Origin of the sequence: Herbiconiux sp. UC225_62 (assembly GCF_042694625.1) — a bacterium.
In the GTDB taxonomy this organism is placed as follows: domain Bacteria; phylum Actinomycetota; class Actinomycetes; order Actinomycetales; family Microbacteriaceae; genus Herbiconiux.
In genome coordinates this window covers 30,914-42,540 of sequence record NZ_CP170551.1, presented here as the reverse complement: position 1 = coordinate 42,540, position 11,627 = coordinate 30,914, and the positions used below count along the sequence as shown (strand labels likewise).

The 11,627-nt window shown below is 70.2% G+C and carries 10 protein-coding genes; 4 read left to right on the top strand and 6 right to left on the bottom strand.

Annotated features, from left to right (window positions below):
• Window positions 1–2: 2 nt before the first annotated feature.
• On the bottom strand, window positions 3–587 hold the full coding sequence (locus ACFJGU_RS00210) for a hypothetical protein (protein WP_382306587.1): 585 nt from the start codon (window positions 585–587) through the stop codon (window positions 3–5).
• Between the two features lie 153 nt (window positions 588–740).
• On the opposite strand from ACFJGU_RS00210, the gene ACFJGU_RS00205 reads away from it, so the two are divergent.
• Window positions 741–1,832 carry a PrsW family glutamic-type intramembrane protease gene (locus tag ACFJGU_RS00205; protein ID WP_382306585.1) on the top strand — a complete coding sequence of 364 codons (1,092 nt, stop codon included), beginning with the start codon at window positions 741–743 and terminating at the stop codon, window positions 1,830–1,832.
• 27 nt (window positions 1,833–1,859) lie between these two features.
• Here ACFJGU_RS00205 and ACFJGU_RS00200 read toward each other — a convergent pair whose 3' ends face one another.
• The gene (locus ACFJGU_RS00200) at window positions 1,860–2,798 is read right to left on the bottom strand and encodes an NADP-dependent oxidoreductase (protein WP_382306584.1); all 939 of its coding nucleotides are present in this window, start codon (window positions 2,796–2,798) and stop codon (window positions 1,860–1,862) included.
• A gap of 98 nt (window positions 2,799–2,896) precedes the next feature.
• Here ACFJGU_RS00200 and ACFJGU_RS00195 point away from each other — a divergent pair, with 98 nt between their 5' ends.
• Window positions 2,897–3,412, top strand: a complete 516-nt coding sequence (locus ACFJGU_RS00195; RefSeq protein ID WP_382306582.1) for a MarR family winged helix-turn-helix transcriptional regulator — start codon at window positions 2,897–2,899, stop codon at window positions 3,410–3,412.
• A gap of 167 nt (window positions 3,413–3,579) precedes the next feature.
• Window positions 3,580–5,370 carry a DUF4407 domain-containing protein gene (locus tag ACFJGU_RS00190; RefSeq protein ID WP_382306580.1) on the top strand — a complete coding sequence of 597 codons (1,791 nt, stop codon included), beginning with the start codon at window positions 3,580–3,582 and terminating at the stop codon, window positions 5,368–5,370.
• Window positions 5,371–5,385: 15 nt separating this feature from the next.
• Here ACFJGU_RS00190 and ACFJGU_RS00185 read toward each other — a convergent pair whose 3' ends face one another.
• The 4 genes from ACFJGU_RS00185 to ACFJGU_RS00170 form a co-directional block, all read right to left on the bottom strand.
• Window positions 5,386–5,931, bottom strand: a complete 546-nt coding sequence (locus tag ACFJGU_RS00185) for a DUF6036 family nucleotidyltransferase (RefSeq protein ID WP_382306578.1) — start codon at window positions 5,929–5,931, stop codon at window positions 5,386–5,388.
• Window positions 5,928–6,530 (bottom strand): hypothetical protein, encoded by a 603-nt coding sequence (locus ACFJGU_RS00180; RefSeq protein WP_382306576.1) that lies wholly within the window; start codon window positions 6,528–6,530, stop codon window positions 5,928–5,930. Before ACFJGU_RS00180 ends, ACFJGU_RS00185 begins: the two co-directional genes overlap by 4 nt.
• 75 nt (window positions 6,531–6,605) lie before the next feature.
• Window positions 6,606–7,499 (bottom strand): fructose bisphosphate aldolase, encoded by an 894-nt coding sequence (locus ACFJGU_RS00175; RefSeq protein WP_382306574.1) that lies wholly within the window; start codon window positions 7,497–7,499, stop codon window positions 6,606–6,608.
• A gap of 9 nt (window positions 7,500–7,508) precedes the next feature.
• Window positions 7,509–10,535: a DUF2207 domain-containing protein gene (locus ACFJGU_RS00170; protein WP_382306572.1), complete on the bottom strand. Its 3,027-nt coding sequence runs from the start codon at window positions 10,533–10,535 to the stop codon at window positions 7,509–7,511.
• Between the two features lie 148 nt (window positions 10,536–10,683).
• Here ACFJGU_RS00170 and ACFJGU_RS00165 point away from each other — a divergent pair, with 148 nt between their 5' ends.
• On the top strand, window positions 10,684–11,622 hold the full coding sequence (locus ACFJGU_RS00165; protein ID WP_382306570.1) for a polysaccharide deacetylase family protein: 939 nt from the start codon (window positions 10,684–10,686) through the stop codon (window positions 11,620–11,622).
• The last annotated feature ends 5 nt before the right edge of the window (window positions 11,623–11,627 follow it).

The window sequence follows — 11,627 nt, the reverse complement described above, 5'->3', positions numbered from 1 at the left end:
CCTTAGGGCGCGGTTTCGAAGGTGACCGCGAAGACGGCGGGGTCGGAGGTCAGCGGGTTCGTCAGCACCGTGCTGATCCCCTCCGATGCGGTCTCGATGTCGATCGTCTGCACGGTGCCGTCGCACGGTCGCAGGGTCGCACCGACCTCGCTCTGATCGAGTTGCTGCACCGAGACGCCGAGCGGGCCGCCGCCCAGGCAGGCGATCGACACCGTGTACCGACCGGCGGGCGCGGTCGTGACGGTGTTGTTCAGCCGCGGTGACGAGTGCTCGCTGAGCCACCCCGAGAATCCGGCGAAGTAGCTCTCCGAATCGCTGTTCGGCACGGTGCGCGCGGCCCAGTCCTGGATGTCGTCCTGCGGCATCGGCAGGGACTTCGCATCCTCGGCGGCGAGGGCCTCGGCCACCGCCGTGGGATCGGGGCTCGGCTCGGGCGACCGTGTCTCCGAGAGCGTGGGCCTGTCGTCGGCGTCGCTCGGCGCGGTCGTGGTGCAGCCGCTGAGCGCGACGAGGGCGGCGAGAGCGCCACCGAAGCCGACGGCCGCGGTGGCGATGCGGCGGGATGGGGACTTCTTCAGCTCATCCATGCCACGACGGTATTGCACGAATGTTGAAGTCCGGTCCGAGCGAGCTGGTTCTGTCGGTGGTAATGGGGGATCGAGCACCGGAAAGAGGGCGCGCCGGTCAAGCCCCCGATCGGGGCCTCGCCCGGCATCCGGGGGCGTCGATACGGTCGACGGATGACGACTGCGCCCTCGAGCCCGCCGGCCGCCACCTACCCCACCGGATTCGCGGGCTACAGCCGCGACTGGGACGGGGTGGCCTGGACCGGTGCCGCGAAATCCGATCCCTCCGCTCCCGAACTCCACGAGCAGCACGCCATCCTGCGGATCTTCACGCATCCGTCGGTCTACATCGCGGTGGTGGGAGTCGTGCTCGGGTTCGTGGTCGCGACATCCGGCGTCTCGCTCGACTCCTGGCCCCTGCTGGCGCTCGGTGGCGCGCTGGTCGCCGGCGGGCCGCTCATCGCACTCGTCGTCGCGGTGCGGCGACGGCTCCGTGTCGGCCACTTGCGGACGGGAGCGGCTCTGGCGGTGGGGATCGTCTGGGGCGCGGTGGCGTGCGCCGCTGCCCTCGTCATCGAGGTGCTGGTGGAGCGCAGCGGCACCCTGTCGACCGGGGCGCTGGCGTTCGACGGCGTGATCGAGGAGCCGCTCAAGCTGCTCCTGCCCGTGGTGCTGCTCGCCGTCGGACCCGCGATCTTCAAGAACCCCCGCGTCGGCGTGTGGATGGTCGTCGTCGCCAGCGCGGTGTTCGGTATCGGCGAAGCAGCCCTCTACATAGCGGGCCCGGCGATCTCGCCCGACCTCAAGGGCCTCACCACCGCCCAGTTCGACACCAAGCTCGCCACCGAGACCGGGCAGCTGCTCGTGCAGCGCATGTGGGTGGAACTCGCGCACGTCATCTGGACCGGTGGCGCGGCCGCCCTCATCTGGCTCGGCGCTCATCGGGCCGGACGTGCGTTCACGTGGATCGGGCTGCTCGGCTTCCTCATCGCCGTCGCGCAGCACGTCGTGAACGACGCCGTGCTGACGCTCGTCGACGCCGACCTCCTACACGGGGTCACGATCGCCGGCTTCATCTGGGTCGTGCTCGGCTACTACCTGTGGTTCCGACCGCGCGTGCGGCAGCTCGTTCCGCCGGACGCCGTGGCGGTGGTGCCGAAGCGGTGGCGTCCGCACTTGAGCCGTGAGGCGCGGCAGCACGCCGCCGCTGCCGGCGCGGCGCAGCCGGCGACGACGACCGCAGAGGGCGTGTCCGCCGCCGGCTGAGCGGATGCTGTCTCGCCGCGACCGGGGTCACGCCGCGGTCGGCAGCACGATGACCTTGCCGCGGAGGGTGCCCTCGGCCGACTGCTCGTGGATGCTCGCGAGTTCTGTGAGGGGCACGTGGCGGGCGACCTCGACGCGGAGGTCGCCGCTGTCGACGAGCGAGGAGATCCTCGCCAGCTGCTCGGCATCGCTCCGCACGTAGACGACCACCGAGCGCACGCCCCGCGACTCGTCGTCGGGAGCCGGCATCCAAGCCGTCGTGCTGACGACGACTCCGCCGTCGCGCACCCGGCCGACGAGGGCCGTGAACTCCTCGGGGTCGATCGGGGCCAGGTTGAGCAGCACGTCGACGGGCTCGGAGACCTCCTCGAGCACGGTGGATGCCGTGTGATCGACGATCTCGTCCGCTCCTGCCGCCCACACGCTCGCGCTGCTGCGGGGGCTGGCCGTGGCGATGACGTGAGCACCGGCGCGCTTCGCGAGTTGCACCGCGAATCCGCCGACCGTTCCGCCTGCGCCGACGATCAGCACGCGCTGACCCTCCTTCAGCCCGGCTTCGTCGAAGAGGGCCTGCGTGGCGGTGAGGGCCGCGGACGGGATGGCGGCCGCATCCGCCAACGGGATGCTCGTGGGCGCCGCCACCAGAACGCTCGCCGGCGCGATGACGTACTCGGCCGCTGCTCCCGGAGCGGTCATGGGGAGGAAGCCGATGACTGCATCGCCCACGGCGAGCGACGAGACGTCGTCCCCGAGTGCGTCGATGGTGCCGGACACGTCGAATCCCGGCGTGTGCGGCAGGGTGACCGGGATGGGGAGGAAGCCGGCCCGGATGCCGTTGTCGGCGGGGTTGAAGCCCGCGCCGGCGACACGGATGCGCACCTCGCCCGTGCTGGGGGTGGGGATCTCCACGTCCTCGACCTGCAGAACGCTGGGGGCGCCGTGCTGGTGGAAACGTACTGCCTTCATGGTGTTCTCTCTTTCGTCCGATTCTCAAGTGCTTCGATGTCGAAGCAACTGGTGAAACCATAACAGTGCTTCGATGTCGAAGCAAGTAGAATGTCCCCATGACCGACGAATCCGCATCCCTCGACCCCGTCGAGCTCGGCGCGTACTTCGCGCTGATCGAAGTGAGCAGCCTGCTGCGCCACGCCGTCGAGCTGCAGCTGAAGGAGGCCGGGGGCCTCAGCTACGTGCAGTTCCAGCTCCTCGCGACCCTGGGGGATGCGCCGGCCGGCAGCATGCGCATGACCGACCTCGCCGACGGGGTCGTCTACAGCCGCAGCGGACTCACGCACCAAGCCGGGCTGCTCGAGGGCGCCGGTCTCGTCACCCGCGCGCCCTCGGTCGACGACGAGCGGAGCGTGACCGTCACCATCACGGAGGCGGGTCGCGCCGTGCTCGCGAAGGTCTTCCCGGGGCACATCGACGTGCTCAAGAAGATGTTCCTCGCGCCGCTCGGGCGGGCCGACGTGGAGGAGCTGGCGCGCTCGCTGTCGGTCGTCCGGGACCACATGCGCGGGGCGCCCCCGCGCTCGGCCGCGCCCCGACGGCGCCGCGGCGGGTCCTCCGGGCCCCGCTGAGCGAAGGGGCACGTGGTCGCCCGGTCAGGGTCGCGGGACTCAGACGCGTGCCAGGGAACGCAGATTCTCATGGGGTAGCTTCGCTCCTCGTGTCTGTCCGTGCGGGCGCGTTCGAGTGCGCATCCGCCGGTCCGGCCGACGTCAACCTCCCGAAAGGTCGCCGCTGAATGGCTCGTCGCTACAACTCCAACCCCGTGTCCAACGTCATGGCCTGGCTGGGTGGTGCCCGTCTCGACGTGCTGCAGGATGCGCCGGGGGACCGCGCGCGCTTCGTCGCGATGGGTGGGGTCATCCTCAGCACGGCGTTCCTGTCGGCGGTGTCGGCGGCGTTCGCCCTGAAGATGGCGGTGGGGGCGCCCATCGCGGTGGCGGTTCTGGTGGGGATCTTCTGGGGCGTCATCATCCTGAACCTCGACCGGCTGCTGATCATCGGGATGGCGAAGCAGAAGGGGGTGGCGCGCAACATCGGCCTCGCGCTGCCGCGCGTGGCGCTCGCGCTCATCATCGGGACGGTCATCTCGACGCCGCTGACGCTGCAGATCTTCAGCGCCGAGATCAACTCGGAGATCCAGGTGATGCAGGCCGAGGACAAGGCGGCGTTCGAGGAGCGGATGGCGAACGACCCGCGGTTCGCGGCCATCCCGGATCTCGAGAAGTCGATCGCCGCCAATCAGGCGATCGTGGACCAGGGGCTGCAGACGGATCTGTCATCCGACCCGAACTACGCGGCGGCCGTGGCCGCGACCGCTGCGGCGCAGGCCGCGTACGACTCGGCGCAAGCCGCCTACTTGGCGGAGATCGATGGCACCGGAGGCACGGGCATCCGGGGCGACGGGGCGGTGACGGCGTCGAAGCTCGCGGCCGTCCAGGCGGCGCAGACCCGGCTCGACGCCGCGAAAGCAGCGGAGCAGGCGGCGGAGACGGCCGCTTCGACGAACCTCGAGGCATCCGCTCAGAGCCGCCTGGACGCCGCGAAGGCGCAGTTGGCCGACGATCAGGCGACCCTCGACACGGCGAAGGGGCAGCGCGCCTCCGAGCAGGCCGCCTACGACAGTGCGGTCGACAACAGCGCGGGGCTGCTGTCGCGACTGGAGGCGTTGTTCCGGTTGGGGGAGGCGAATCCGCTCCTCAACGTGGCGCACATCATGATCGCGCTGCTGTTCATCTGCATCGAGTTGCTGCCGGTGATCGTGAAGGTGCTGTCGAACCTCGGCGTGCCGACGGCGTACGACCGTCTGGTCGACCTGCGGGAGGACGGCGAGGTCTCGGGCGGCGCGATCTGGGCCTCCGAGCGGGCACGGGCCATCGAGGTCGAGGCGGGCGTGCAGGTGTCGGTGGCCGAGGATCGGGCCGCTCGGCAGGTGAAGTTCGGCAAGCGGATCAACAAGGCGGTGCTGGAGCAGCAGGAGGCCGTGATCTCGCGCGCCCTGGATGTCTGGGGCGGCTATGCCGCGGCGCGGGCCGCGGGGCGGATGGAGGAGTGGGAGCGGGCGCTCGAGGAGGCGGAAGCCGGGGCGGGCGCGTCGGCGTCGGCGTCGGCGTCGACAGAGGCCGACTCACCGGCGGCAGCGGCAGCCGGCCCGGGCGACGCGCGCGGGGTGCGTGGGTTCGGGCGGTTGCGGGAGGCGGCGAGATCGCTCGGCTTCGCCGACCGGCGCGATGCCACGGAGCCGCTCGGCGTCGCTGCGTCGCGCGGCGCGATCGGGCCGTTCGGTTTCTCGGACGCGCGGGATGTCACGGAGCCGCTCAGCGTTGTGAACTCGAGCGGCGGGACCGATGCTCGCGACTTCGGGGAGTCGCGCGACGCGGCGGCCGAGATCGCGGCACTCTTCGGAGACGACGCCGACTGGGATGCGGACCCCGCTCACCTCTCCGACGACACCGCCACACGCCCGCTCCCACTCAGCCCCGACCGCGCCGCCTTCCTCCGCCGAGCGGGCCTCCCCGACCAGCTCTGACCCTGCGTGACGCTCCTAATAAGCGAGCCGGATCATCTCCGCGGCCTGGAGGAGTACGCTCTCGCGGCTGTCGGTGAGCGTCACGCCGTCCTCTCCGAAGACGTCGAACGCGAGGTCCACGATCTGCTCGGGGTCAGCGATCCCGAGGTGGCGTATCAGCGTGACGATGTCGTCATGGTCTTTCAGACGCCCCGCAGCCATCTTCATCGCGAGCAGAAATCGAGGCGAGGCGAGGCGCACCTGCATTCCGCCGATCTCGATCACTCGAGCATCTGTGTCCACTTTCTCGAAGCTCATAAAGGAGAACGCGCTCTGGTTGATCCAACCCGGCGGTAACCCGCGCTCAACTGCCATGGAGGCGGCTTCTTCTTCCACCACCTGGAACGGGCGGAACAGCCCGTCGATGTCTTCGGTAGCGCGCCGAGACCCTAGGCCGATCGCCATGGCCGTTCCTCCGATGATGTACGCGTCGACGCTCTCTCCACGCCGTTGGATGCGCTCGCCGAGTTCGTTCAAGAGCTCGCGCAGTTCGTCGCCGGAGAAGAGTCGTGGCGCGCTCATGCGGCGGAGAGGTCTTTCTCGCGGATCACGATGCCTCGTTGCAGGAATTCGGGCTCAGCGTCGCTCTTGACGAAGTCGATGTAGCGTGCGGAGTACCCGGAGTCCTGTCCGGGCATCCACTCGTGCTCGAGCGCCGCCCTTCTCGTCCATCGCGGAGCGATGATTCCGCGCCGCTCGGCCTCCCAGGCGACTGCCGTCGCGAACAGAGTGTCCCAACGCGTGTCCCGGATCGTCGGCGGCTTCTTGAGGAAGTCGGCGATCTCGTTCTCGGAATCCGCGCGCCGGAAATGGTCGAGCGCTTGGACCGTGAGTCGGAGCGCGGCCGCAGGATCGCCCGCTTCGATTTCGGCATCGATGGCCTGCGCGGCCGTGCGGGCGGTCATCAGGTGCCGCTCGGCCATGGTCGCGGGGGTCGCCGAGACGTGAAGACGCTCGCCGAGCGCTTCCAGAGCACGTTGGAGCGACGCCACTTTGATCGTGCCGGCCCGTTCCGACTGCTCGAGTTGGGATACCGCGCCCGCCGTCACGCCAAGACGCGCGGCGAGGTCGTAGATCGACGCGCCGGCGCGGGCTCTGGCAGTGCGGATGAGGTCTGACACGAGGGGCTCCTTGTATAGCTATGACTATACAGCGTTGGCCCGGTCACCCGCGATGCGGAGTCATCAAGGTCGCGTTCACGGGGAGACGGAGGCGTCGTAGATGGATTGGATGGCGCGGTCGAGGGTGGTGTTGAAGTCGGCGTCGGATTGGTGGACGGACAAGCCCTCGGTGAGCGCGCGACTGAAGCTGGCGATCTCACCGATGTCCTCGGCGAGGAGGGCGTCGGCCTCGGCCCTGGAGTAGCCGCCGGAGAGCGCCACCACGCGCAACACCCTCGGATGCTCGGTGAGCGGGCGATAGAAGTTCGTCACCGTGGGCAGGGAGAGCTTCACCATCACGTGCTGATCTTCAGGGAGGCAGGCGAGGTGCCCGGTGATCTCGTCGAGCAGGATGCTCTCGGCGGCCGCCTTGTCGGGGATCGTGATCGTGACTTCGGGCTCCAGGATGGGGATCAGGCCGTGCGACAGCACCCGGCCGGCCAGCTCGAACTGCTGCTCCACGATCGCGGCGATGCCGGCGGGGTTCGCCTCGCCGATCACCGAGCGCTCCTTCGTGCCGAAGATGCCGTGCTGCACGGCGCTCTCGAGCAGCGCGTCGAGGTCGGGGATCGGCTTCATCCGCTGCACCCCGTCGGCGGCGTCGGCGAGTCCCTTGTCGATCTTGAGGAACGGCACCACGCCCTTGTCGTGCCAGAGGTAGTCGGCCGCCGGCTTCTCGCCGAAGTCGCGGTCCATGGTCTCCTCGAACAGGATGGCCGCGAGCACCCGGTCGCCCCCGAACGCGGGCGAGGTGACGATGCGCGTGCGCATCTCGTGGATGAGATCGAACATCTCGGCCTCGGTGGAATAGTCGCTCGGCTCGATGCCGTAGGCGCTCAGGGCCTTCGGGGTCGATCCGCCGCTCTGGTCGAGGGCGGCGATGAAACCCTTGCCCGACGTCATCCGTTCTTTCTGCGCGTCGTTCACCATGACCCGAGCCTATTTCCGCGGCATCCTCCGCGCATCCGCCAACCGCAGGGTGAGTGTGAGGCAGAGCGCACCTCCGAGGAGAGCCGCCAGGGCGGAGAGGCCGAGGGGCGGGAACTCGGGCCAGTCGTCGGGCATGTCGGACGTCGCCCAGACGAAGAGCCAGACCGTGGAGAGCGCGGCGGCCGTGCCGAGCCACCAGATCAGGTCGCGGAAGAAGCCGGGCGGGGCGCGGCGCGAACCCCGACGGGCGGCGCCCAGGGCGCTCAGGATGCCGAGCGCCAGTGCCAGCGCACCGAGCGCCACGACCAGGGCGAGAGGGAAGGCGCTGCGGAGGTCGTGCAGGGCGAGAGCCGAGGCATCCGGTCCGGCGAAGGTACCGGCCGGGAAGTCGAACACGGCACCGACGTCGTCGACGGTGAGGTCGAAGGGGAAGCCGTTCCCACTCTCGCGCAGATCGAGGCGGTAGGTGGTGGTGCCGCCGGCGGTGCTGCTCGCGTCGCTGGTGCCGGACGGGTCGGTCGCCGCCGAGTAGGAGCCGAAGGGGATCGCCGAGTCCGCCCAGAGGCGCACGGTGTCGCTCGAATCCGTGTCGACCGTGATCCACCCGGCGGCCGCCGCCGACGCCGCCACATCGGAGGGCACCGTGATCGACACGGTCAGCGGATCGGGGGCCGGGTCGTCGCCCCACGGCGGCGAGTCGTCCCATCCCTCCAGCAGAGCAACCCAGCGCAACCGGTCCACCGTGCCCGGCCTGCCCGAATCCGCCGACGCTTTGGATGCCGCGGCCGCCACCACCGGCGACGACACCGTGTAGGCGATCTCGAGCTCGTGCGATCCGCTCAGCACCTGCACGAAGGCCGTGGTGAGCAGCAGGGAATCTCCCTCGCGCGTCGTGGTGTACCGCGCATCCTCGCCGTCGAGACGCACGGAGGTGACGGAGATGCCCAGATCCTGGCCGTCGAGTGCCGCCGGCCATTGGCGCGCGAACTGCGGCACCTGCGCGCTCGATTCCACGCCGAAGTCCACCGTCAGGTGCTCGGTCACGGTGAGGGTGGCCTGCCGATCGTCGTCGACCGAGAGCGCCGCCGCCGAATCGAAGCCCTCGACCTTGTTCCAGTAGGTGCCCGGCAGGTCGCCCGAGCTCGAGCTGTACTCGGGCGACCGCGGGTAAGGATTCGGCAGCACCGCCGCCGTCGTGACCGCCGCCGCGAACAGCACGACCGCCACGACGCGCACGAGGATGCGCGGGGTGCTGAGGAAGTCGCGGGTGCGCCATCCTTTCGACGCCCGGGAATCGCCGAGCGAGGTCTCGAGCAGCGCCAGCGTGCGCCGGCCGGCCTCGCGAGGCGCGACGGTGAGCACGGCATAGGGGAGGAGCGGATCGTCGACGGTGGCGCGGTCGAGGAACGAGGTGCGCGACACGTACACCGCGATGCCCTGCAGGTGCTGCTTCACGAGGGCGCCCGCGCGGGTGAGCGGACGGGCCGACAGCGCGATCGCCAGCACGACGATCGACACGAGGGATGACGCGAGCACGAACGCGGCCGGCCACCACACGACCGCGAGCGTGGCCTGGTGCGAGAGCTGACGCACCAGCCCCCATTGCAACAGCGTAAGAGCGAGGGGCGCGGCGATGAAGAGGTCGCGCACGAAACCGGTCGGGATGCGGCGGAGTCCCTCGGTCCGCTGCGCGTTGCGCTCGGGGGCGCGCCAGAAGGCCAGGCCTGCCCGGACCCTGTCGCCGAGGCGCCCCGTGCGGCGAGCCGCCCTGGCGGCGGCGTGCAGGCGATCGACGCGCGTCTGTGTTGCGGATGCGCTCGGCTGCGCCGGTCGCCGCCGTCGCGTGAAACGGGCCCACTTCGAGCCCCCGGTCCCGCGCGCGGTGGACCGCGCGGGCGGCACCGCGTCCAGCGCCGTCGCGAGCTCCAAGGGCCGCCAGGCGCGCAGCACCATCGCGGCCAGCCGCGGACTCACGCCGTCCGGCGCCTCGTACTGCGCGACGTACCACGGGCGGCCACGCTCGTCGCTCCAGGCGACCGCTCGTGCGGCGAAAGCGAAGAGCAACGTGAGCAGCAGGAACACCAGCGGCAGCAGCGGCCCGAACGACTGCAGCAGGAACAGCGGCGTCGGCGGGGGCATCGTGAAGGTGCCGGATTCGAACACCATCGTGAAGCGGGCGTTCGCGTGGGGCGGGATGTTCTGGTCGTTGGTGAAGCCGTAGGTCACCTGCCCGGGAGGGCTGTCTGCCTCGGGTTCCATCCAGTCGCCGGCCGAGAGGAGGGTCCACGCGAGAGAGCCGCGAGGTTGCCGCACGAGGTCGTCGTTCAGGTCGTCGGGAAGGGTGACGCTCACTTCGAGGCCCGAGAAGGCTTGCGGCCAAGAGGGTCCGAAGACGTCCCAGGCGAGGAGGTCGACCGGGTCGCCGTTGCCCGCCTGGTCGGTCGTGGCGTAGGCGAGGTCGTGCAGGCGATAGCGGATGACGAACTCGTGATCACCGTCGAGCCGGGTGCCACCCGGCGCTCGCGCCGTCAGGGTCAGCTGATCGGTGCTCTCTGAGCGCTGGAGGTCGGCGGGCTCGCCGTCCAGGGTCACCTCGACACCCGACGGTGACAGGGCATGCCCCTCGTACTGCGTCGGCAGCACCCGCACGATGCCGTTCTCGTCGACGTCGTCGGGGAAGAAGGCCCCGATCGTCTCCACCACGTCGGCCTCGAGGCGGCCGTCAGGGGTGTGGTCGAGCGTGTAGTCGACGGCGAAGTCGCGGGCGATCCAGGTGTCGGTGGCCCGCGAGGCGGAGTCGGTGATGTCGTCGAGCGAGAGCGGCGGATTTATCACCGGCCCGACGAGCAGGATGCCGCCGACGAGGGCGACGACTCCCCAGAACGCCCAGAGGGCTCCGCGCAGTCGTGCGCCGCCGTGCGAGCGCAGCCACGCCTCGAGCGCGAGCAGCCAGCGGGAGAGCAGCGCCCACAGGGGAGTGGGCTGCGGGTGCGGGTCGGGGATGCGCGCGTCGTCGTTCTCCGTGTCCCCCGTCACCCTGACGATCCTATGTCGACACCCGTCGTGCAGAAGACGTGAGGGAGCGCCGAGAACCCCCGAACGGGCGGTAGCGCGGATGAGAGTGCCTCATCTACCGTCGGAAGAGCGTCGGCCATGGTGAGCCGCTCGTGGACAGAGGACGACGGTGACCCCCAGGCATGCACGCGAGCGGATCGCTCCCGTGCACCTCGATCGGCGGCTGTTCCTCGGGCTGCTGGGAGCCGGCGTGGTGGCCGGAGGGTCGACGGTGCTGGCGATCTCCGGCGCGGCAGCGCCGCCGGCGCGCACGATGGCGTCGGCGCCGGGAACGACGACGCCGAGCGCGGATGTCGTGACACCCACGGTGACGCCGACGCCCACCCCGACGTCCGCTCCGACGCCCGCTCCGACGCCCGCTCCGTCCCCGAGTCCGACTCCGTCCCCGACTCCTGCCCCGCCCCCGCCCCTCGAGAAGGTCCCGCTCCCCGGTGGCACCCTCACCGGCCTCCCGGGCGACGGCGCGGCCGGCAATCTGCTCGCCTGGACGGTCGACGACGGCTCGAACGCCGACGTCATCCGCCTCTACACCGAGTTCGCCGGCCGCACCGGCACCCGGCTGACCTTCTTCCTCAACGGCACCTATCCCGGGTGGACGCAGCATGCCGACATCCTGCGCCCCCTCGTTCAGAGCGGGCAGATCCAACTCGGCAACCACACCTTCGATCACGTCGACCTCACCAAGCTGAGCGATGCCGAGGTGCTCGACCAGCTGCAACGCAACCACGACTTCATCCGGAGCACCTACGGCGTGGATGCGCGCCCGTACTTCCGGCCGCCCTACGGCTACCACGACGCCCGGGTCGACGCTCTCGCCGCGAGCATCGGCTACACCTGCCCGGTGCTCTGGTACGGCTCGCTCTCGGACTCCGGCCTCATCACCGAGCAGCAGGTGGTCGACTTCGCGACGCAGTGGTTCCTGCCGCAGCACATCGTGATCGGGCACCTCAACTACCTGCCGGTCACGAACGTCTTCCCGCAGCTGCAGTCCCTCCTCGCCGAGCGAGGGCTGCGCACCGTGACGCTCGACGACGTCTTCCTCCGCTGACGACG